This window comes from Terriglobus sp., assembly GCF_965201105.1.
Taxonomy (GTDB): domain Bacteria; phylum Acidobacteriota; class Terriglobia; order Terriglobales; family Acidobacteriaceae; genus Terriglobus.
In genome coordinates, this window is the sequence record NZ_OZ241741.1 from 3154015 (window position 1) to 3174819 (window position 20805).

22 protein-coding genes are annotated in these 20805 nt (G+C 60.5%); 9 read left to right on the forward strand and 13 right to left on the reverse strand.

The features are described 5' to 3' along the window. The first annotated feature begins 4 nt into the window (after window positions 1-4). Window positions 5-2887: an aconitate hydratase gene (locus tag ACOFKT_RS13945; protein WP_419804586.1), complete on the forward strand. Its 2883-nt coding sequence runs from the start codon at window positions 5-7 to the stop codon at window positions 2885-2887. A gap of 95 nt (window positions 2888-2982) precedes the next feature. On the opposite strand, the gene ACOFKT_RS13950 is transcribed toward ACOFKT_RS13945, so the two are convergent. Together ACOFKT_RS13950 and ACOFKT_RS13955 are read right to left on the reverse strand one after the other, a co-directional pair. After that, complete coding sequence (locus ACOFKT_RS13950; RefSeq protein ID WP_419804587.1) at window positions 2983-3618, reverse strand: hypothetical protein; 636 nt, start codon at window positions 3616-3618, stop codon at window positions 2983-2985. Window positions 3619-3660: 42 nt separating this feature from the next. Then, on the reverse strand, window positions 3661-4389 hold the full coding sequence (locus ACOFKT_RS13955; RefSeq protein ID WP_419804588.1) for a DUF3011 domain-containing protein: 729 nt from the start codon (window positions 4387-4389) through the stop codon (window positions 3661-3663). A gap of 227 nt (window positions 4390-4616) precedes the next feature. On the opposite strand from ACOFKT_RS13955, the gene ACOFKT_RS13960 reads away from it, so the two are divergent. Then, a complete protein-coding gene (locus ACOFKT_RS13960; RefSeq protein WP_419804589.1) occupies window positions 4617-5201 on the forward strand; it encodes a cupin in 585 nt (194 codons plus the stop codon). A gap of 215 nt (window positions 5202-5416) precedes the next feature. Continuing rightward, window positions 5417-6490: a peptide chain release factor 1 gene (gene prfA, locus ACOFKT_RS13965; RefSeq protein ID WP_419804590.1), complete on the forward strand. Its 1074-nt coding sequence runs from the start codon at window positions 5417-5419 to the stop codon at window positions 6488-6490. A 100-nt stretch (window positions 6491-6590) separates the two neighbouring features. On the opposite strand, the gene ACOFKT_RS13970 is transcribed toward prfA, so the two are convergent. Further along, window positions 6591-6935 carry a hypothetical protein gene (locus ACOFKT_RS13970; RefSeq protein WP_419804591.1) on the reverse strand — a complete coding sequence of 115 codons (345 nt, stop codon included), beginning with the start codon at window positions 6933-6935 and terminating at the stop codon, window positions 6591-6593. A gap of 9 nt (window positions 6936-6944) precedes the next feature. Continuing rightward, complete coding sequence (locus tag ACOFKT_RS13975) at window positions 6945-8132, reverse strand: hypothetical protein (protein ID WP_419804592.1); 1188 nt, start codon at window positions 8130-8132, stop codon at window positions 6945-6947. 130 nt (window positions 8133-8262) lie between these two features. On the opposite strand from ACOFKT_RS13975, the gene ACOFKT_RS13980 reads away from it, so the two are divergent. The 5 genes from ACOFKT_RS13980 (at window position 8263) to ACOFKT_RS14000 (ending at window position 11070) form a co-directional block, all read left to right on the forward strand. Next, the gene (locus ACOFKT_RS13980) at window positions 8263-8601 is read left to right on the forward strand and encodes an L-rhamnose mutarotase (protein WP_419804593.1); all 339 of its coding nucleotides are present in this window, start codon (window positions 8263-8265) and stop codon (window positions 8599-8601) included. A gap of 47 nt (window positions 8602-8648) precedes the next feature. Beyond that, entirely contained in the window at window positions 8649-9029 is a 381-nt protein-coding gene (locus ACOFKT_RS13985; protein WP_419804594.1) for a hypothetical protein, read from the forward strand. Between the two features lie 6 nt (window positions 9030-9035). Continuing rightward, window positions 9036-10118 carry a lipase maturation factor family protein gene (locus ACOFKT_RS13990; protein WP_419804595.1) on the forward strand — a complete coding sequence of 361 codons (1083 nt, stop codon included), beginning with the start codon at window positions 9036-9038 and terminating at the stop codon, window positions 10116-10118. Window positions 10119-10231: 113 nt separating this feature from the next. Beyond that, window positions 10232-10642, forward strand: coding sequence for a hypothetical protein (locus ACOFKT_RS13995; RefSeq protein ID WP_419804596.1), 411 nt, complete (start codon window positions 10232-10234; stop codon window positions 10640-10642). Further along, window positions 10639-11070: a MarR family winged helix-turn-helix transcriptional regulator gene (locus ACOFKT_RS14000; RefSeq protein ID WP_419804597.1), complete on the forward strand. Its 432-nt coding sequence runs from the start codon at window positions 10639-10641 to the stop codon at window positions 11068-11070. The genes ACOFKT_RS13995 and ACOFKT_RS14000 overlap by 4 nt, the downstream gene beginning before the upstream one ends. 16 nt (window positions 11071-11086) lie before the next feature. Here ACOFKT_RS14000 and ACOFKT_RS14005 read toward each other — a convergent pair whose 3' ends face one another. The 3 genes from ACOFKT_RS14005 to rpoD all read right to left on the reverse strand — a co-directional run bounded on the left by ACOFKT_RS14005 (window position 11087) and on the right by rpoD (window position 14043). Continuing rightward, window positions 11087-11494 (reverse strand): cupin domain-containing protein, encoded by a 408-nt coding sequence (locus ACOFKT_RS14005; RefSeq protein WP_419804598.1) that lies wholly within the window; start codon window positions 11492-11494, stop codon window positions 11087-11089. A 209-nt stretch (window positions 11495-11703) separates the two neighbouring features. Further along, complete coding sequence (locus tag ACOFKT_RS14010) at window positions 11704-12054, reverse strand: hypothetical protein (RefSeq protein WP_419804599.1); 351 nt, start codon at window positions 12052-12054, stop codon at window positions 11704-11706. A gap of 228 nt (window positions 12055-12282) precedes the next feature. Beyond that, entirely contained in the window at window positions 12283-14043 is a 1761-nt protein-coding gene (rpoD, locus tag ACOFKT_RS14015; RefSeq protein WP_419804600.1) for an RNA polymerase sigma factor RpoD, read from the reverse strand. Window positions 14044-14390: 347 nt separating this feature from the next. On the opposite strand from rpoD, the gene ACOFKT_RS14020 reads away from it, so the two are divergent. Further along, window positions 14391-15923 carry a lipopolysaccharide biosynthesis protein gene (locus tag ACOFKT_RS14020; protein ID WP_419804601.1) on the forward strand — a complete coding sequence of 511 codons (1533 nt, stop codon included), beginning with the start codon at window positions 14391-14393 and terminating at the stop codon, window positions 15921-15923. 50 nt (window positions 15924-15973) lie between these two features. Here the strand turns inward: ACOFKT_RS14020 and ACOFKT_RS14025 are convergent, their stop codons facing one another. The 6 genes from ACOFKT_RS14025 to ACOFKT_RS14050 all read right to left on the reverse strand — a co-directional run bounded on the left by ACOFKT_RS14025 (window position 15974) and on the right by ACOFKT_RS14050 (window position 20727). Beyond that, window positions 15974-16633, reverse strand: coding sequence for a Bax inhibitor-1 family protein (locus tag ACOFKT_RS14025; RefSeq protein WP_419804602.1), 660 nt, complete (start codon window positions 16631-16633; stop codon window positions 15974-15976). Window positions 16634-16878: 245 nt separating this feature from the next. Then, entirely contained in the window at window positions 16879-18342 is a 1464-nt protein-coding gene (locus tag ACOFKT_RS14030) for an MFS transporter (protein WP_419804603.1), read from the reverse strand. Window positions 18343-18358: 16 nt separating this feature from the next. Continuing rightward, window positions 18359-18868 carry a DUF421 domain-containing protein gene (locus tag ACOFKT_RS14035; RefSeq protein WP_419804604.1) on the reverse strand — a complete coding sequence of 170 codons (510 nt, stop codon included), beginning with the start codon at window positions 18866-18868 and terminating at the stop codon, window positions 18359-18361. Between the two features lie 2 nt (window positions 18869-18870). Beyond that, entirely contained in the window at window positions 18871-19422 is a 552-nt protein-coding gene (locus tag ACOFKT_RS14040) for a hypothetical protein (protein WP_419804605.1), read from the reverse strand. 26 nt (window positions 19423-19448) lie between these two features. Continuing rightward, the gene (locus ACOFKT_RS14045; RefSeq protein ID WP_419804606.1) at window positions 19449-19937 is read right to left on the reverse strand and encodes a DUF421 domain-containing protein; all 489 of its coding nucleotides are present in this window, start codon (window positions 19935-19937) and stop codon (window positions 19449-19451) included. A 106-nt stretch (window positions 19938-20043) separates the two neighbouring features. Further along, on the reverse strand, window positions 20044-20727 hold the full coding sequence (locus tag ACOFKT_RS14050; protein ID WP_419804607.1) for a YceH family protein: 684 nt from the start codon (window positions 20725-20727) through the stop codon (window positions 20044-20046). Window positions 20728-20805 lie beyond the last annotated feature (78 nt).

The following is a 20805-nucleotide window of genomic DNA, read 5'->3' on the forward strand; positions in this document are numbered from 1 at the left end:
CTCCATGAGCATCACGAACACCACCTCAGTGAACGCGGCGATGACAGCTGCCGACGTTACCTCAAACAGCTTCGGCGCGCGCGCGACCCTCACCTCCAGCGGCAAGCAGTACACCTACTACCGCCTGGGTTCATTCGCTGACACAAGCATCAGGCTTTCACGTCTTCCCTTCTCGCTTCGCATTCTGCTTGAGAACCTCTTGCGCCGCGAAGACGGCGTGACCGTCACCGCCGACGACATCCAGTTCCTCGCCCGTTGGCAACCCCTGGCCGAGCCCAGCCGCGAGATCGCCTATATGCCAGCGCGCGTGCTGATGCAGGACTTCACCGGCGTTCCTGCCGTTGTCGACCTGGCCGCCATGCGCGATGCCATGAAAGTGCTCGGCGGCGACCCGCAAAAGATCAATCCGCTGCAGCCCGCTGAGCTCGTCATCGATCACTCCGTGCAGGTCGACGAGTATGGCGTTCCCAACGCGTACGAGATCAACTCGCTCCTCGAGTTCCAACGCAACCGCGAGCGCTACGCCTTCCTCAAATGGGGGCAGACCGCCTTCCGCAACTTCAGCGCGGTGCCGCCCGGCATGGGCATTTGCCACCAGGTGAACCTGGAGTACCTGGCACGCGTGGTGTTCACACTGGAAGCGAACGGTGAAACAATCGCCTACCCTGACACGCTCGTCGGCACCGACTCGCACACCACCATGGTCAACGGCCTGGGCGTGCTGGGCTGGGGTGTCGGCGGCATTGAGGCCGAGGCCGCAATGCTGGGCCAGCCTGTATCCATGCTGGTACCCCAGGTTGTCGGTTTCAAGATGACCGGCAAGCTGCGCGAAGGTGCAACCGCCACCGACCTGGTGCTGACCGTGACCGAGATGCTGCGCAAGCACGGCGTGGTCGGCAAGTTTGTTGAGTTCTACGGCACCGGCATCGCCGAACTACCGCTGGCCGATCGCGCCACCATCGCCAACATGGCGCCCGAATACGGCGCCACCTGCGGCATTTTTCCTGTGGATGCGGAGACGCTGAATTACCTGCGTCTTACCGGCCGCAGCGAGGAACAGGTTCAGCTCACCGAGGACTACTACCGCGCCCAGGGCATGTTCCACACCGCCGATGCGCCCGAGGCCGAGTACTCCAGTCTGCTCGAACTCGATCTTGCGACCGTGGTGCCGAGCATCGCCGGGCCGAAACGACCGCAGGATCGCATTGCTCTTAGCGAGGCGGCTGCATCCTTCACCAAGGCTCTTCCCACTCTGCGTGCCAGCGCGCAAAACCCAAAGGGCGACCGGCAGATCGTTCGCTGGGTCGGCGAAGGCGGCCACATGTCCGCGGACGGCTCAATCGAAAGCACCGTTGCGGCGCCGGAGCCCGGTAAAGACGGCGTGCTCGCCGCCTCCAACGAGCCCATCCCTAGCGTCAAGGCACGCACCGGTGTCGATCCTGATCCGTATCTGCACGACGGTTCCATCGTCATCGCCGCCATTACTTCGTGCACGAACACAAGCAATCCATACGTCATGGTCGCCGCCGGTCTGCTTGCAAAGAAGGCCGTTGAAAAGGGCTTGCAAACGCCCCCATGGGTGAAGACTTCGCTTGCGCCCGGCAGCCGCGTTGTAACCGACTACTACAACAAGTCGGGCCTGACGCAATACCTGGACAAGCTGCGCTTCAACACCGTCGGCTACGGCTGCACCACCTGCATCGGCAACTCCGGCGCTCTGCCCACCGACGTCTCGAAGTCCATCGACGACCACGGCCTGGTCGCCGTCAGCGTGCTCAGCGGCAATCGCAATTTCGAAGGTCGCATCAACTCCGACGTGCGCGCGAATTACCTGATGAGCCCGCCGCTCGTGGTCGCCTATGCGCTCGCCGGCCGCATCGACTTCGATTTCGACAATGAAGCCCTGGGGAACGGCAAAGACGGTCAACCCGTCTTCCTGCGTGACATCTGGCCCGCGCAGGCCGACGTGAATGACACCGTCCACGGCAACATTGACGCGACCATGTTCCGCAACCAGTACGCCACGGTCAGCGACGGCGACGGGAACTGGCAAAACCTGAAGTTCCCGCTGGGCGACACCTACGGCTGGGAGCCCGACTCGACCTACATTCGCAAAGCGCCATACTTTGACGGCATGCCCGCCACGCCCGCTCCCGTGGCTGACATCCGCGATGCGCGCGTGCTTGCCGTGCTGGGCGATTCCGTGACCACCGACCACATCTCGCCCGCCGGATCCATCAAGCTGAACGGGCCCGCAGGCCGCTACCTGACCGAGCACGGCGTGAAAGCCGTGGACTTCAACAGCTACGGCTCGCGCCGCGGCAATCACGAGGTGATGGTGCGCGGCACCTTTGCCAACGTGCGGCTGCGCAACAAGCTGGCGCCCGGCACTGAGGGCGGTGTGACACGCCTGCTGCCTGAAGGCGAGCCAATGTCGATCTACGACGCCAGCGTGAAGTACGCGGAGCGCGGCACACCACTCGCCATCATCGCGGGCAAGGAGTATGGCTCCGGCTCCTCACGCGACTGGGCGGCCAAGGGACCGCGCCTGCTCGGCATTCGCTTTGTACTCGCCGAAAGCTATGAGCGCATCCATCGTTCCAACCTGGTCGGCATGGGCATTCTGCCGTTGCAGTTCCAGCCCGGCGAAAACGCCGAATCACTGCAACTCACCGGCGAGGAAGTCTTCAGCGTTCCTGGACTGAAAAACATGCTCGACACAAAATTTGCGAACGGCAAGCAGATCACCGTGGAAGCGAAGCGCGAAAACGGCGAGATCGTTGCGATCCCCGCCACGATCCGCATCGATACGCCACAGGAAATCCTCTACTACCAGCACGGTGGCATCCTGCAATATGTGCTGCGCACCCTTGCAGGGAAGGCCTAGAAACCAGACGAACACAAACACGGAAGAGCCGCCAATGGCGGCCTTCCTCACTCGACGGTCACCTTCGCGAAGCTCTGGTGAGCTTCCTCAAACATCTACTCCGCTTTCAGTACGAGCTCATACTGCTTCTGCAGAGCTTGCCCGACTTCTTCCATGGCAAGCAGGTCCGTAAGGGTCTGCCGCACCTCGGCGTTTGCTTTCTGCGTGTCTGCCATGGAAAGCTGTCGCGGATCTTCGCCAGCAACGACGTAGGACTGAATCTGCAGATAGGCTGAGAGCGTTTGCGTTTGGATCTGCGTGAACTGGCCCTGCAGTGTGTACACGCCGGAGTAACGCTTCACGTGCGCGTATTCCATGTAGCCCAGCGCGCCGGTGGCGTTTGCCGTTTGCCAACTCGCATCCCAGTAGGAACCAAAATTCATCCCGAGATTGATGCTTTTTACATCCAGGTCCTTGCCTGCAGCGTGTGCTTTCAAGAAGGCCAGCGCTGTGCTGAGCGTCTGCCGCTCGCCTGGAATTTTTCCCAGCACCTCCGCGATTTCGCGCTGGTTGTCCCGTATCTCACTCAGGATGTTTTCATCGGCCTCATGCCGCAAATGCACGTGGTGCTGCCACTCCACTGCAGCCTCCAGCCCCAGCGCGATCAGCAGACCGATCGTGATCGTGAAAATGTGAAGAAAGAAGTCCCGTAGCGAGTGCGGTGTATGTTCCGGCGCATGAACGTCGAGCATGGCAGCAGCTTACCTTGCCGCTGCCATGCTCATTGCATCGTTTTACTGCGGACGCGCGGCACTGGTCAGCCGAAAATTAAAAACCGTTCCCGAAGGGATACTTCCCGCGCCCGCAAGTGTTCCCAGCACCTCACCCAAGCCACTGCGGCCGCCCGTGTCCGGCGTGTTCACCGCGTCGCGAATGCCTCGAACTGAATTCGACTGCAGCGAGTAGGTCGTGCCGTTCACGGTCATCGAGTTGAGCCGCAGGTCCAACGGCGCGCCTGAAGCGGACATCACCTTTGCCTGCACCGGCGTTCCCGAAGGCGCAACCGTCTGCCCGCCAACGACCAGGTCGTTCGCCAACGTACCGGTCAAGGCATCATTCTGGTTCAATTCGTTCAGGCGCACAGTCTGGTCCATGCGGAAGCCAACCTGGGTTCCCTGCGGAATGCTGACTCGCGCTCCACCGCCGCCGTAATTGGAGCCGTTGCGGTATTGCCCGCCGTTGCCGTTGTTGTACGCATTGTTGCCATTCCCGTTGCCGTTGCCGTTCCCATAGCCGCCGTTGCCGTTCCCATTACCGTAGCCGCTGTTGCCATAGCTGCCGCCGCCGCGCGGGTTCACCATAAAGTCTGCGCTGCAACCACCATTCACATTGATGCCGCGGCGGTCGAATGTCCAGGTCTGTCCCTGGCGGCATTGATTGTTACTCTGCTCGCGCACCAGCAACACACCGTTTCGCGTGTCGGCAGGGCACGATTGCGAGCCGCCGTTGGAAGAACACGTCACTGTCTGCTGCTGTGCTACTAGTGGCAGTGCGACCGCAAGGGCCGTTAGCGCAACTGTGTTTCGCATCACTTGCATACCATCTCCTTGTGCTACATCCTGTCAGCTCAAGTCCGATGTCGCGCGCTGGCGTTAAGCTCATACGCCAAAAAGCGCTACTTACAATTCCTGGCTGGCCCAGCGCGCGGAATAACCTTTCTCCCCTGTGATCACGCATCCCAAGGGATGTGTTGAGCCGACGCACCTTCGCCCGCACCGCCGCGCTTGCCTCGGTCGCAGCAGTTGGAACAACGCAGAGCAAGTCCAACATGGCAACCAAACCAGAGATCGTACGGCTGGGCGAAAACGGGTGGATGCCAAACAACCCGGCTCTTCCCGTGCTGCTGTACCGTGGCGTGCTCGCCACCACTGGCGATGCCGCTTCCTCCTGCGAAACGCTTTTTCAACAGAACGGGTGGCCACCGCAATGGCGGAACGGCGTGTACACCTTTCACCACTACCACTCGACCGCTCATGAAGTCCTTGGCTTCACGCGCGGCCAGGCTCAATTAATGCTGGGTGGAGAAGCGGGTCGCACTTTCGACGTCCATGCTGGCGATGTGCTCGTGCTTCCTACCGGCACCGGCCACTGTGAGTTGTCCTGCTCCAGTGACTTCCAGGTCATTGGAGCCTACCCACCCGGGCAGCACTGGGACATCTGCCGCTTGGCACCTGACGCTGCCACACGCAAGCGCATGACAGCAATACCGTTTCCAGCCTCCGACCCGGTACTGAGAGCCGGTGGACCGCTGGTCACGCTGTGGCACGCGGCCTAAAGCCCCGGCCGCACGCATCCAGCACGCCGCGCTATCATCCAATCAGCAGGACGATGCGCCCCATTGCAGCACATTCGCGCACGCGGTCGAGCTTCTTCTGGCTCGACTTCGCCTAGCTGCGCCCATACCCTTCCGCTGCACCCGCCGTCGCTGACGCGTTGTCCACACCCACACATTTGATTCCGCCTGCGCCTCATGCGCAAGGAGACCGCACCATGTTTGACCGCCTCGAGCAGCTCGAAAACCGCTACAAGGAACTTGAACAAGATCTGGCTGACCCTTCCATCATCAGCGACCAGCAGCGCTTTCAGAAGTCCGCCAAGCAGCATCGCGACATGGAACCGGTGATCGAGCGTTACCGCGAGTACAAGCAGGTTCAGACCGGCATTGCCGATGCGAAGAGCATGCTGGCTGAGCCGGACCCCGACCTGCGCGCCATGGCGCAGGAAGAGCTTTCCGCTCTGGAAGGACGTCTTCCCGAGATCGAAGAGCAGCTCAAGATCATGCTGCTGCCCAAGGATCCCAACGACGACAAAAACGTCGTGCTTGAAATCCGCGCCGCGACCGGCGGCGACGAAGCCTCGCTCTTTGCCTCCGAGGTCTTTCGCATGTACCTGCGCTACGCCGAGCAGCACCGCTGGAAGGTGGAGGTGCTCTCCGAGACCGAGTCCTCTGTGGGCGGTATGAAGGACGTGACCGCCCTGATCGAAGGCGATCGCGTCTACTCCTCTTTGAAATACGAGTCCGGCGTGCACCGCGTGCAGCGTGTTCCTGCAACGGAAACCCAGGGCCGTGTCCATACCAGCGCCATCACCGTTGCCGTGCTGCCCGAGGCCGAAGAGGTCGACGTCAAGATCGAGCAGAAAGATCTGCGCATCGACACCTTCTGCTCCTCCGGCCCCGGCGGCCAGTCGGTCAACACAACCTACTCGGCAATCCGCATTACGCACCTGCCGACCAACACCGTCGTCAGTTGCCAGGACGAAAAATCACAGATCAAGAATCGCGAGAAGGCGATGCGCGTGTTGCGTTCCCGCCTGTACGAAGTCGAGATGGAGAAGCAGCACCAGGCCCAGGCCAGCGCCCGCAAATCGCAGGTGGGCTCCGGCGATCGCTCCGAAAAAATCCGCACCTACAACTTTCCGCAGAACCGCCTGACCGACCACCGAATTGGTCTGACTCTGCACCAGCTCGAGTATGTGATGGAAGGCAAGCTGCAGCCAATCCTGGACGCCCTGGTCGCGCACGATACCGCGGAGCGTTTGAAAGCCGAGGCGACCGCAGCCTGAAGGCGGCTTTGCACCGCACCGCGGAGCGGCTCAAAGCCGAAGCGACCGCTGAATCCGGACCGCTAAGCGTGCTTTCGCCTCCGGGTTACATCGGGCGCGCTCAGCGGCACGCAGGATTGTTCGCATCCAGCACAAAGAAGCTGGTGCTTGCGGGCGGCAGCTCCGTTTCACCCTGCTTGGCAGCTGCACCCTGCAGCGCCGGCACGTCGCCCGCTCCGGTCAGCTTCAGCTCAGCGCCGTTCAGGTCGACGGCTTTACTCTGCAGTTCCGGTGCCGTAAGCGTGTAACGCTCCGCATCCGTCCGCAGCAGAATGCGACTGCTGGACTTCGGGTTCAAATTGATCGCCAGCAGAGTGACGCTGCCGGGCTTGCCTCGGGTACATTGCGCGAAGAACCGCACGTCCCGTGGGGTTAGTTCGCCCGCATCCAACACCGTCGTCCCCATCAGGTTGTGCTAAAGCAGCGCGGCCCAATAGTCCGGCCGCGGCGTCAATGTCTTCTCGTCGATCAGCCCGTAATCGCTGGCGTCCAGCGTGTTGTGCATCACCACCTGCACGTTGCGCCGCGCCAGCGTACCTAGCTGGTACAGATAGCGGAAGGTATCAAGATAAGTCGCCGCCCACCGGTCGCCACCGCATGCGGCCTGGCCCGTCTCCGTCAGCCACATCGGCTTGCCCGGCGCGTACTGATCGCGCAGCTTCGCATAGTACTGCTCGACGGTATCCGTCTTCATTAGAAACTCATCGGTCAGCGCCTCATCCGGCGAGGTACCAATATGCATACTCGCCGGCGCATGCGCTGCGCAGCGCTCGGATACAGCCGGATACATGTGATACGAGAACACATCCACCGCCGCCGCGCCCGTACCGTTCAGCAGCTTGTCCGTAGACAGCAGTTGCATGCCGCCGCCGGCCAGCGGAATACCTTCGCCCACCGATCCCGGGCCGACCAGAAGCGCACCCGGCGCATCCTTGCGGAACACCGGCTTGAACACGGCAAAGTCACGGCCGTACGCCGCACCGTCGTAACCCTTTGACACATTGGCGATGCTGATGAAGGTCGGCTCGTTCATGAACTCCGCCGCGGCGATCGGCGCTCCAATGCTGTTGGTGTAGTGCAGGAACGACTCGGCCTGCGCCGGCGTCCACACCCCATTCGCATCGCGCGTTCCCGCCGTGATGCTGAATGACGTGACAATCTTGGAATCCGTCGCCTTTGCAAAATCCGCAACACCCTTCCACTCCGCCCGCGTCAGCACACCGCCGAAGCCGGTGGGCGGCTGTGCCGGCGCCGGCGCATCCGAGTTCTGAAAGTAAACGGTGTTCGCCCACGATCCGCTCACCCGCAAATAGGACGGACCCAGCGCCGCTGCGAGCTTGCGCAGCTTCGCATTGCTAAGGTCGACCGGCGTCCGCTGCTCATACAACGCCGGGTCGATGCCAAATGTTCCCGTCGTGGGTGCAGGCATATCCTTCACCGGCGTGCTGCTGTATGGCTTCCAAAACCGGCCGCCAATTACCTCAACCATCTCCACGTTATAGGACTGGAAGCGCGGATCCACCTTCGCAATCGCCTTCATCGTGTGCGGGTCGGTCTGCGCACTTGCGACTGCCGAACCCACAATCAACCCGGCCAAAATCACGCACGCCGCACCTTGCATCTGCATTCCGGCAAACCCCAAACCAAAAGAGTGCGAGGAGTCTAGCACCGCGCCGCAGACCTTGTCTCCGCTGCCACGCCTTGCGTAATGTTGGCAGCGGAGGCTCTCACCCATGCAGCGATTTGTGCTCACTCTGCAACTTCGCCCGGACCCTTCACTTGTCGCCGAGTACGTCGCGCGCCATCGCGAGGTCTGGCCCGCGGTGCTCGATTCGCTGCGCGACAGCGGCATCCTGCGCAGCGAGATCTTTCTCCACGGCTTCCAACTCATCATGGTGCTCGACACCACGGACGACTTCACCCTGGAACACAAGGCCGTGATGGATCAGGCTAATCCCATCGTGATGCGATGGGAACAGGAGATGGCGAAGTTCCAGGCTGTCGACAATGCCGGCAACGATGCCAGCAAGCGCTGGATTGTGCTGGAGAACGTCTTCCGCTTCGCGGCTTAGGGCAAGCGACGCTCCCGTTAGCCCTATGGCATCCAACCTGGAAAGCGATGCCGTTCCTCGATCACTACGTCGGCCATGTCACGCTCGCGCGCCTCGACCTGCAGCGCGGCATGGCGTTGCTATACCTGGTGGCATTTCTCACGGTCCGGAACCAGTGCAAGCCGCTTGTGGGTGAACATGGCCTGCTGCCCATTCCAGCGTTCCTGAAGCGCGTGACCTTTCGCGATGCACCCGGCCTGTTTCACTGGCATTACTCGGACAGGCTGCTGGACGCAGTCGCATGGACCGGCATCATTGTCGCGTCATGCGCCGCACTGGGGCTGACCGAAGCCGGCCCGCTCTGGCTTTCAGTCGGCGCATGGCTTCTGCTCTACATTCTTTATCTGTCCGTCGCGAACGTTGGTCAGCGCTTCTTCGGCTTCGGCTGAGAATCCATGCTGCTGGAGGCCGGCTTCTTCACCGCCTTCCTGGGCCCAAGGCACATGGAACCTAGCGTCATTCCCGTGTTGATCCTGCGCTGGATGCTCTTTCGCACCGAGCTTGGCGCGGGCCTGATCAAGCTGCGGGGCGACGCAGTCTGGCGCGATTTCACCGCCCTTTATTACCACTACGAAACGCAGCCCTTGCCCAATCCGCTCAGTTGGTACTTTCACCGCCTGCCTAAGCCTTCCCATCGCTTTGGCGTGATCTTCAGCCATTTCATGCAGGTAATCGTTCCCTTTGGCCTGTTTGGCCCGCAACCGGTCGCCGCCATCGCCGCCGCGCTCTGCACATCGCAGCAGATCTGGCTCATCATCAGCGGCAACTACTCATGGTTGAACTGGCTGACTGCGCTGCTGGGTGTCGCTGGATTTTCAGACGAGCTGCTCACGCACGCACTGCCGCTTCATCTTGCCTTTGCGACTCCGATACCGCTCGCATGGCACATCGTGCTATACACGCTGGCCGCCGCGACAATCGCGCTGAGCGTGCAGCCTGTGCTGAACCTGATTTCCCCCTTCCAGAAGATGAACTACAGCTACAACCGCTATCACCTGGTGAACAGCTATGGCGCGTTCGGCACGGTCGGCAAGGAGCGCTTCGAGATCGTTCTGGAGGGTACGCGCGACGCAATGATTACCCCCGCGACGGAGTGGCACGAGTACGGCTTCAAAGCCAAACCCGGCAATGTGAAGCGAACACCGCCACAGATCGCTCCATACCACCTGCGGCTCGATTGGATGATCTGGTTCCTACCCTTCAGCGTGCAGGTGACCCCCCGTGGCATCCATGTGCCCGGCCACGATCTCTGGTTCATTCGCTTTGTGCAAAAGCTGCTGCGCAGCGATGCCGCAATACTCAATCTGATGGGCCACAACCCTTTCACAAACGAACCACCCACGCACGTCCGCGCGCTTTATTATCGCTATCGCTACACCGACCCCGCGACCAAGCGGGCCACCGGCGCATGGTGGACACGGGAACTTCTCGGCATGTATCTTCCGCCGGTTTCGCTCAAGACACTCGCAGACTTCTGAGACACTCCGGAACGCAACGCTGTCTAAACCGTTTCCGCACTGAGGCGGCAGCGGCTACCAGCAAGCGTGCTAACCTCACGACAGTTGTACTTACAACGATCAGGAGAATACAAATGTTTCGTCTTGCGCTTTTCGCCTTGGCCCTTCCTCTCGTCGCGCTGGGACAGGCCGCTCCCAACCCGTCGACAACACAGGGCCCGACCACAAAAGTGCTTGCCATCGGGCACCTGACCGGCGCACCTTCCCCCGCCTTGCGTAGCGCGATGCCGGATGAGATACGCCAGACCGTGCAACTCTATCTGAACGGCAAGATCGACCAGTGGTTTGCGCGCAAGGACCAGAACGGCGTCGTGTTCCTGATGAATGTGACCTCAGTCGACGAAGCTCATAAGCTGCTGGAAGCTCTGCCGCTGGGCGTGAGCAAACAAATGGAATTCGAGCTCATCCCGCTCGGACCACTCACGCCGCTCCGCTTCCTGATGACGCCGCCGTCCTCCCCAGCACCCTCCGGATCGCAGCAATGAAGTGTTTGTGCGCCCATACGCGCCGCGCCGCGCGCCTGCTCACGTCCTTGTACGACGCTGAGTTGAGCAGCGCCGGGCTGTCTGCCTCACAATTTGAAGTGCTCACCCTGCTCAGCCACGGCGAGCGTAACGGCCGAGGCATCGCTCGCGCCTTGGCGCTCGACACCACCACAGTGTCACGCAACCTGAAGCCCTTGCTGGCCGAACACTTGATCCAAACGCGAGCCAGCCCGGAAGATGCACGCCAGATCTTCTACGCGCTGACATCGGCAGGCAGGACGCGCCTTGGCAAGGCCAATATTCTCTGGGCACGCGCGCAGTCCAAAGTCGAAATGCGGCTGCAGCAATCTTCGGCCGGTGTGCTGCGCACCCTCGCCGCGCTTGTGAGGGCAGCAGACCTGGAAGGCGCTAGGGATAGCAGTACGTGAGTTCTCGGATAGCGCGCTATCGCTGTTCCGTCGCGATGAAGGATTTCGCATCGCCGTCACGCGGGTCGACGAACGTCACATCTGCGGGCGGCCTGCGCGGCGTGTCGATCGCCAGCACAATAAACGGCTCTTCGATCAACAAAGGCATGCCATGCACGGTGCGCCTGGGAAACTGGATCAGCATGCCCGGCCCAACCTCGCGCGGCTCTGCGTCGCCGATCTTAAACATTGCCCGCCCCTGCAGTACGTACAGGTATTCATCACAGCTCACATGAAAGTGCGGTGGCACGGTCTGGTACGTGCGGAAGATGCGGCAGCTTGCTGCTTCTCGATCCACCAATCGCAGATCCCGCAACATGGTGTCGCTCTGCTCCGGCAAGGTCGCTGCAAGCTGCGCAATGTCAAACCAATGGTTCTCGGTCATGACCTTAGCCTAACCAACCTTCCGTTCGGAACAGTGATGCCTATACATCGCAGATTGCCATCACCAAAGTCCCAATCGCGCCGATCTGCGACTGGCGCGACTTCGCCCTTGTTGCTGCATATCAATCGCATCGTACAGATGAGAGGAACACTCATGAACATCCGCCGCACGGCTCTCATCATCGCCCTTAGCAGCATCGCCACAATCGGCTATGCGCAGACTTCAACGACGACCCCGGGCACCAGCACGCAGCAGGGCTCCAGCACCGATATGAATGGCTCTGCGACCGGCAACACCACTACGAGGCACACCTCAAGACACCACAGGCACAAGAGGTCCGACATGCAGAACGGCTCGGACATGAACAGTGGCACATCAACGACGAACGGCTCCATGATGAACGGCACGAGCCCAAATTCGTCCTCGCCGAGCGATACGATGACCCCAAACAGCGGAACGGTGACGCCTAACGGTTCTGCGCCAAACAGCACGACGCTGCCGAACAGCGGAACGAACCCGGGTGGCTCGACGACGCCGAATGGTAACGGCACGACAGGCACGACGGTGCCAAGAACCTAACTGCCGATACGCACGCGAAAGCCTAAGGCAAGCTGCCCGTCTTCGCGTTGCAGTATGAACAGCGTCGGCTATGACGTGGTCCGCCCCAGCTATATGGACGCGACACAGAACTCATTCGCTTTAGAAAGTCACGTGCAAGCAGAAAGGCTCACCATTCCCGGTGAGCCTTTCTGTGTACTGGTTGTTAGCGACACTTTCCCGCGTACAAACTAGTAGTCCCGTACGCCGTCCACAAACGCCTTCAGCTTGCGGCTTCGGCTGGGGTGGCGCAGCTTCCGCAGGGCCTTGGCCTCGATCTGCCGGATGCGCTCACGTGTCACCTGGAAGCTCTGGCCGACCTCTTCAAGCGTGTGCTCGGAGCCATCTTCCAGGCCAAAGCGCATCTTGATCACACGCTCTTCACGCGGTGTCAACGTACGCAGCACCTGGCCGGTGTACTCCTTCAGGTTCACCGAGATCACTGCGTCAGACGGCGACACCGCCATACGGTCCTCAATGAAGTCGCCAAGGTGCGAATCTTCCTCTTCACCGATCGGCGTTTCCAGTGAGATCGGCTCCTGCGCAATCTTCAGCACCTTGCGCACCTTGGCCACTGGAATGTCCATGCGCTTGGCGATCTCCTCCGAAGACGGTTCGCGGCCAAGCTCCTGGACCAGCTGGCGGCTGGTGCGGATCAGCTTGTTGATCGTCTCGATCATGTGCACCGGAATGCGGATCGTACGTGCCTGATCCGCAATCGCGCGCGTGATCGCCTGCCGAATCCACCACGTGGCATAGGTGGAGAACTTATAGCCCCGGCGGTACTCGAACTTGTCCACCGCCTTCATCAGGCCGATGTTGCCCTCCTGAATCAAGTCAAGAAACTGCAGGCCACGGTTCGTGTACTTCTTCGCGATGGAAACCACCAGCCGCAGGTTGGCTTCAATCAGCTCACGCTTGGCGCGCTCGGCGTCCATGTCGCCCTGCACCATCTCGCGCTGCGTCTGCTTCAGCTCGGTCGTGGTGATGCCCGCTTCCGACTCAAGTCGGTCCAGGTCCGCACGGCAGTTTTTCTGCTGTCGGCGGTACTCCTTTTTCAGCTCCTCGGAACGTGACGCATCGAACTTTGTGTCCAGCGACTTGATCTGGCGCTCAAGGGTGCGCATGCCGTCCACGGTCTTGTTGACCTTGTCCAGAAGCCGCTTCTTCTCGCCATTGGTGTACTTCAGTTCGCGAACGATTCGCGTGACGTAGACCATCTCGCGGCCAATGGCCCAGCGCAGCTTGCGGGCCTCTTTCGACCCTTTGTTCTTTCCCTGCTCGTTCCCGTCCTGGAGTTCAGGCGATTTTTTGTACAGCGCCTCCAGTTTCTCGCGCGACTCCTGCGCCTTCTTCTGGTGGCTCACCAGTAAGTCAATGCGCTTTACCGTCGCTTTGACGCGCGAGGTAACGACCTCTTCGGTCAACTCCTCCTCGTCAAACGTGACCACTTCCTTCACGTTGCGCACACCGCGCTTCAGGTCCTCACCGAGCGCGACGATTTCGCGGATCACGATCGACGAGCGCGAGATCGCCTTCATCACGCGCATCTGCCCACGCTCAATGCGCTTCGCGATCTCGACCTCGCCCTCGCGCGTCAGCAATGGCACGGTGCCCATCTCGCGCAGGTACATGCGTACCGGGTCGTTCGTCTTTTCCAGCTGACCCGGCGTCAGGTCCAGCTCCACGTCCTCGTTTTCTTCGGACTCTTCGCCGTACTTGTCACGGCTTCCGCGGCCACCGCCCTCTTCGTCCGAGTTCAGCACGTCGATGCCCTGGCTGTTGACCGTCATCAACAGGTCATCCAAGTCATCGGCGCTGGTAATCCCCTCCGGGATCAGGTCGTTCACCTCACCATAGGTCAGGTAACCCTTTTCCTTACCGGAATCGATCATCCGGTCTACGTCTTCTTCGTACTTGTCGATCTCGTCAGCCACGGCCTTGGGCTCCATCTTTAAAGTTTTGCGACGGTACGGAAGTACGGGGTCAGTACAGACTCTCCGTTCCCAACATGGGAGACACGTATCCTGTCGCGGTCAAATGCATGTGCTATTTAGCTGGCAAGAAGCTCGGTGCGGCTCTCAAGGCCGCGGCGCAAGGTAAACGGCCGTTTCAGGACCGAACCATCTGGGCGCACTTCGCCAGCGTTGTGTAGAATAGCACACTTTATAAGACGTTTCAGGTTCCGGAAAGATGCATACCGGGCACATCGATATCCCTTTGTACGCGCTGTGCGATGCCCCAGGCGAACGCTTGTCCTTGAACTAGCTCTGCAAGCGATCCCCAGTACACTCACCCAATGAGCCTCCGGCGACTTCTGCAGATCCTGCTGACCGGCTTTGTCGGCCAGGGGCTCACGGTACTTTCGCAGCTCCTGGTGCCCCCGTTCTTTTTCAAGTTCTACCCTTCCGGCATTGAGGTCTACGGCGAGTGGCTGGCGCTCTCCGCCGCGGTGAACTACCTGGGTACGCTCAATTACGGCATCCAAAGCTACGCCTCCAACCAGATCACCATCCTCTACAATGGCGGCGACGTGCCCGGCGCGCGTACGGTCCAGGCCAGCGCACTTCGCCTGCTTCTCCTGATCGCATCGTTCTTCGCAATTGCCGGCCTGATCGTGTTCGTGCTGCCGGTTGCGGGCTGGTTACGCTTGCGCCACGTGGGTCCCGGGGCCGCCGCCATCACGCTCTATCTGCTCATCCTGCAGATCAGCAGTAATATGTTCCTCAGCCTGCTCACCAACAGCTACATGGCGGTTGGCCTGCTGCACCGCGGTAACTATATCTCCAGCGCGCAGCGCCTGCTCATGATTCTGAGCATGGCCACTGCCATCTACTTTCGCGCCAGCTTCCCGACGCTGGCCGCACTTCAACTCGCGTCCTACGTCATCTTCTTCGGCTTCGCTCTGGTCGATCTGCGCCGCATCGCCCCGGCCCTGGTGCCGCGGCTTTCAGACGGCTCATGGTCGACGGTGCGCACCATACTTAAGCCCAGCGGACATTTCGGCCTGATATCCGTCGCCGGCTTCCTTACCTGGCAAGGCCCAATCCTGGTCATTGTGCGTGTCATGGGTCCCGCAACCGTGGCGCTCTTTGGCGTGGTCCGTGTCGTCTTCCAAATGTCGCGCCAACTTCTCAGCATGGCTTCTTCCGTTTTCGCACAGGACATCACCCTTATGGTTGGCCGCCAAGACTGGCCGCGGCTGCGCCGCCTTTATGACCTTTCCGAGCGGCTGGTGCTCTTTCTGATCCCGGTCGTCTCCATCGGCAGCCTCTTACTATGCCCGCTGCTCTTTACCGTGTGGCTGCACAAGCCCCATTTGTATCAGCCGGAACTCTGCTTCCTGATGGCGATTGTCTCCGCTGTACTGGGTCTGAAAGAACACAAGACACAGTTTCAGTCCTCCTCCAACGAGCATGAGGAGCTTTCGACCTTTATCCTCATCGGCTACTCCATCATGCTCGGCGTTTCTGTACCGGTCATGCACCGCTTCGGGCTGCCCGGGTTCATCCTCACCTGGCTCGTTTGGGAGATCATCCAGACCGCTGGCGTCGTCCGGCTGAACACTCGGCTTTTCCCTGCCGAACACCGATTCGGCAAGCACCTGCTCTGGCGTTTCTGCGGCTTCATCGTCGCCGCCTTCGCCGCAGTCGCCTGGCCGGCACTGCGCGAGGCACACTGGTCACTTCCCTTCGGCGTAGCTTCGGCATGCCTCATCTCCTGCCTGCTTGCCGCCGCGGCCTGGCCGACCTTCCAAATGACGGAACTGCTTCGGGTTCTGCGCGAGCGCATCCACCGCCGGCGTCTGCGTTCCGCGGACGCCGCTTCCTAGGCAAACGAAAGAGGCGGCCGAAGCCGCCTCTTTCGTGCTCCCAGCGAAGCTTAGTCGCGACGCCGGCCACCCATCAGCTGCAGCAGCGCCAGAAAAATGTTGATCGAATCCAGGTAGATGGTCAGTGCCAGCACCGTTGCACGCTGTCCGTTGCCACCGGCGCGAATGCGCGCAAAGTCCGCCACCGTCAGCAGCGTAAACACGACCAGCGTCAGCCAGCTATACGTGTCCGGCGACATGAAGTGGAAGAACATGCTTGCGATGCCCGCCAGCACCAGCACCAGCAGCCCCGCCATACCCACACCCGCAACGCGGCGGTAATCGATGGTAAACAGGTACGCCACACAGCCCAGCGCGGCCATGCCAAGGCCAGTGGTAGCCGCGGCCTGAAATACGACCATGGGACCGACAGTCGCGACATAGCGGTGAATCAGCGGCGCAATCTCCCAGCCCATGAAATAGCCGAGCGCCAAAAACATGCCCAGTGCCGCCACCGGGCTTGCCCGCTTCGCAAGCTGAATCGCGAAGATCAACGCAAATACGGCGAGGATGCCGACGAACATGCCCCAAACCGGAGCCGTGGCGACACCAGCCGCAGTTGCCAGAAAACCCAAAGACGTAATCCCAAGCACCTTTCCGAGCAAGGACGACGTCCGCTCGGTCGCGCTCTCCAAAATCATGGGATAGCCATTCAACCGCTGCACGTTCACGCTTCCACCACCTCTGAAACCACCCGTTTGTTCCGGATCGGCCTCTATCCATTGGACTCCAAAAACACCGTTCCGGTGCGCAAAAGACCGCCGCCTGCAGGCGTGTCACCACCCGCCATGCCTGCGCCGATCGCGCTGCGCCCACGCCAGCACCCCGGCCAAGCCCGTCCAGTTCTCCTTGCCCACAGACGCGTACAGCTTCCAGCCGCATCGCCACGGCGGGCGAACACGCACCGATGCGTCTCTTACCGGCTCGACATCGGCTTGGAAACGTTCTCCAGCGACTGCCCAGCTGCCTCAACGCCCCATTTCGCCTCAAACCCGGCCCCAAGCAGCATCAGCAGGGCGCCCAGCGCATACCCGCTCGCCACGGCCCAGTGCGAACCGGTCTTGATGAGTACGCCAAACAACAACGGCGCACCCACGCCGCCCAGCAGCGTGCCAATCGCGTAAAACAGCGCAATCGCAAATGCGCGGATCTCAAGCGGAAAGATTTCGCTGACCGTCAGGTACGCGGCGCTGGAGGCGCTGGACGCGACGAAGAAAATGATGGTGAACAGAATGCCAAGCCCGCGCGGCCCGATCACGCCCATGCCGAACGGCACCAACGTTCCGATCAACAGCAGACCTGTCAGAGCATACGTTGCAGTGATCATCGGCTTGCGGCCGATCTTGTCAAACAGCTTACCCAGCACGATTGGACCGAAAAAGCTGCCCAAGGCAAACGGCAAGAGGTGCAGCGGCAAATCGTTATCGCTGATGTGGTAAAAGCGCTTGACCACCAGCCCATAGGTAAAGAACACCGCGTTGAAGAAGAACGCCTGCGCTCCCATCAACACCAGCGACAGGACCGACCGCATCCGGTTCTCGCCGCCCATGTTCTTCAGGATTTCGCGGATGGGCGTGTGGTCGCTCACCGCCAATTTCAGCTTGTCCCCTTCAACCGGCGGCAGGCTGTCGGGATTTCCCTTGCTTGCCTTTGCTTCTATTTCTGTCGTGATCTTGTTCGCTTCGTCTTCTCTGCCACGCAGCATTAACCAGCGCGGGCTTTCCGGCACACCCAGCCGCAGCAGCAGCACGCCACCGCCCAGTACCGCGCCAATGCCAAACGCCCAGCGCCACCCCACCGTACGCATGTCTCCGCCGGCGTGCAATAGACCATACGTCGCCAGGGAACCCAGCGTGGCGCCCACCCAGAAATTCGCATTGACGATCAGGTCCACCGTTCCGCGCACCTTGCCCGGAATCAATTCATCCACGGCAGAGTTGATCGCGGCATACTCGCCACCCACGCCAAGTCCCACAAAAAAGCGTGAGATCGCAAAGCTGACCAGACCATGCGAAAGCGCACTTCCTAACGTCGCGATTGAGTACGTCGCAAGTGTGATCAGGAACAGCTTGCGGCGGCCAAAACGGTCCGTCAGGATGCCGAAGAACAGAGCTCCCACGACCGCGCCGATCAGGTACGTGGTTGCCGTAAATGTGAACTGCGACTCACTCAGGCCCAGCCCCTGCTTGCTCTGCAGAATGCCTGACAGCGAACCGGCCAACGTCACCTGCAGCCCGTCCAGCAGCCATGAAGTACTTAGCGCAACCAGGATGCGCACATGCCAACGCGACCACGGCAGTCGGTCCAGCCGGTGCGGCAGGTCTGTCTCAACCGTCTTTTCCTGTCCGGAGTTCTGCTGATCCTGTGCCGCTTCTGCCATCGCTGCGCCTCTTCGGTTACGTGCCCTGCTTCTGCATGCCCTGTTGTCCTCCGCCTGGTGTCTGGCTGTCCCCACCCTGATTTCCATCTTCTTTTTTCATGATGGAGATACCGCCATTGCGTTCAAGAATCGCGTAGTCAATCTGATCAAACGATCGCAACCCATTCAGGCGTGCGGACGCCATGATGTCTTCCTCCGCGATATTCATGCCGTTCATTACCCTTTGCTGCAACTCGCCCTTGCGCACCAGGACTAGGGGGGTGCCGACCAGAACGATGCCGAACCTGGGATAGCGCATCTTCAAACCACTCACAAGCCGGTGCATACTCGCTACGGCCAGGATCGCGCAGCAGCAGTTCGTCATCGAGCGGTCGTTGCCCACCGTGCTCAAAATGATCACGCCGCCCATCAAGAACACGATGACAAATTCAAACAGGGTCATCTGTGCGCCCGGCCGTCGCGTTAATACGCGCACCACCAGCGTCAGCAACACGTAACCAATTACGGCATGAATGATGGTTGCCATGACTAGGGCATCACGACCACTCGACTGCCGGTTGCCTGCATCCCAGGCACCTGTAAGGTAAACGGGTGCACCCCAGGGAACGAGGACTGCAATTCCAGATCCACCGTCAGCGGCTCTCGCCCCTGCGTTGGAAAGCTGTACAGGACACCACCGTCGCCGATGGTGGAATGCTCCGGCTCTGGAATTACGCGTGATTCACCAAGATCCTTCACGACGCTGTTGCTCACATATAACTGCACGTTTCCGTTGTGCACCGCCGCCGGCAGAAACTGAATAGACACAACCGAAGGCGTCATCGCGCGCTGTACCCGTTCGTACTTCACCTGCATGCCGCTGTTCTCGTTTTTCAACTCTGCTTTTGCCAGCCATCCACGGCCAAATACGCCCAGCACATCCGCCAGCAGAATGAGTGCAAAGACACTCCAGACAATCCGCTCAAAGGTCCACCACCGCTCTTGAAAGCGCAGGTCCTCACCCACGGCTACGGCATTGTCGACCTTCGGCATTTCATCCCCGGACACAGGGTCGAATAACTTTTTCGAGTCGTCTGCCACTTACAACCGCCTTACCCTTCCACCTGTTACTTGCCTTTGCCTTCCGCTGGCACAATACTCATTTCGCCATTCCGTTCCAGCGTTACAGTTCCCATCTCATCGAAGTTCTTCATGCCCTGATCGCGGCCAACTGCCATCACATCCGGCTTGGAGATGCGCATTTTGTGCAGCGTGCGCTCACGCCAGAACCCACCCTCCATCAGAATCAGCGGCGTTCCATCGAGGATGCGTGAAACCCGGGGCGACTTTTTCCGAACCCAGACCAGGATGTAATGCGCGACCGAGATCGCAAGAATCTGGCAGACCGCGTTGGTCAGCGACATTTCATTCGCCACGATGCCCGTCAGCATCAGGCCACCCAGAAAGAAGATCAGCACAAATTCGAACGGCGTGAGCTGCTTACCCGGACGCCGTCCGACAACACGTACGACGAGCACGAGAAAGTAATAGCCAAAGACGGCACGCAACACGGTCGATAAAGCCACGGCTCCCATGCGCTCCCCTTGCTGTGGCAAGTGCTACTGCGGTAAAGAGCGCATGACCTATCGAGAGGTTTTACGCCTTGATCGACCCGGGCCGAAGATGACGCATTTTGCAACAATACTGCCGAAAAGCTCCGGCCTACGCCAGCTGCGCGCCTATGCCCAACTGCTCTTCCAGGTGCCGGACACGACGCTCCAGTGCTGCCACCGCGGTCTCAAGAGCTTGCATTCTATCCGCGTCCGCGCGGCTCTCGTGCCCGCCGCCCGCGTCGTTCTCCACTGCCACATCCGTCGCCGCAGCCGAGTTATACGCATTCGCATCGGTGAGCAGGTGCAGGTACCGCGCCTCGCGTGAGCCGGGCTGCCGCGGCAGTACCCGCACCAGCGGCTCGACACGCTGCGAATTCTCATCGCCCATGGTGCTCATGCGCTGTAGCGCGGCGGTGACTTGCGCGATGTCGTCAAACTGAAACAGCCGGTCTGCGCGCCCGCGTAGTTCACCCGGCGTCTGCGGACCGCGCAACAGCAACAAACAGAGCACCGCGGTCTCGTCCCGCCGCAAATGAAACACCGTGCGTGCGCGGTTCTCATACCGCTCCACGCGTGAGCCATGGTCGGCACGCACCAGTTCCATCGCATCCAGCGACCGCAGCGCTGTTTCCACCTCGCGTTCGGTAAGCTGCATGACCGGTTCGCGCGAACTCTTCTGATTGCAAGCCGCCACCAACGCGTTCAGTGACAGTGGATAAGTCTCAGGCGTGGTCACTTCTTTTTCCATCAGCGCACCCAACACACGCGCTTCGATCAGAGACAGTTGCAGCATGGCCTAAGCATAAGCTGATCCCGTCAGCATGGGCGCACGCTACACTTGGCTCACACTGCCAAACGCAGCAAAACGCAT

Bases quoted from the DNA above. Each gene is read 5' to 3' on its own strand.
- ACOFKT_RS14035 (WP_419804604.1), bottom strand. From the start codon at position 18,868: ATGGCAACCATCATTCATGCCGTAATTGGTTACGTGTTGCTGACGCTG.
- prfA (WP_419804590.1), top strand. From the start codon at position 5,417: ATGTTTGACCGCCTCGAGCAGCTCGAAAACCGCTACAAGGAACTTGAA.
- ACOFKT_RS14050 (WP_419804607.1), bottom strand. From the start codon at position 20,727: ATGCTGCAACTGTCTCTGATCGAAGCGCGTGTGTTGGGTGCGCTGATG.
- ACOFKT_RS13980 (WP_419804593.1), top strand. From the start codon at position 8,263: ATGCAGCGATTTGTGCTCACTCTGCAACTTCGCCCGGACCCTTCACTT.
- ACOFKT_RS14005 (WP_419804598.1), bottom strand. From the start codon at position 11,494: ATGACCGAGAACCATTGGTTTGACATTGCGCAGCTTGCAGCGACCTTG.
- ACOFKT_RS13985 (WP_419804594.1), top strand. From the start codon at position 8,649: ATGCCGTTCCTCGATCACTACGTCGGCCATGTCACGCTCGCGCGCCTC.
- ACOFKT_RS13945 (WP_419804586.1), top strand. From the start codon at position 5: ATGAGCATCACGAACACCACCTCAGTGAACGCGGCGATGACAGCTGCC.
- ACOFKT_RS14020 (WP_419804601.1), top strand. From the start codon at position 14,391: ATGAGCCTCCGGCGACTTCTGCAGATCCTGCTGACCGGCTTTGTCGGC.
- ACOFKT_RS13970 (WP_419804591.1), bottom strand. From the start codon at position 6,935: ATGGGGACGACGGTGTTGGATGCGGGCGAACTAACCCCACGGGACGTG.
- ACOFKT_RS14000 (WP_419804597.1), top strand. From the start codon at position 10,639: ATGAAGTGTTTGTGCGCCCATACGCGCCGCGCCGCGCGCCTGCTCACG.
- ACOFKT_RS14030 (WP_419804603.1), bottom strand. From the start codon at position 18,342: ATGGCAGAAGCGGCACAGGATCAGCAGAACTCCGGACAGGAAAAGACG.
- ACOFKT_RS13950 (WP_419804587.1), bottom strand. From the start codon at position 3,618: ATGCTCGACGTTCATGCGCCGGAACATACACCGCACTCGCTACGGGAC.
- ACOFKT_RS13995 (WP_419804596.1), top strand. From the start codon at position 10,232: ATGTTTCGTCTTGCGCTTTTCGCCTTGGCCCTTCCTCTCGTCGCGCTG.
- ACOFKT_RS13990 (WP_419804595.1), top strand. From the start codon at position 9,036: ATGCTGCTGGAGGCCGGCTTCTTCACCGCCTTCCTGGGCCCAAGGCAC.
- rpoD (WP_419804600.1), bottom strand. From the start codon at position 14,043: ATGGAGCCCAAGGCCGTGGCTGACGAGATCGACAAGTACGAAGAAGAC.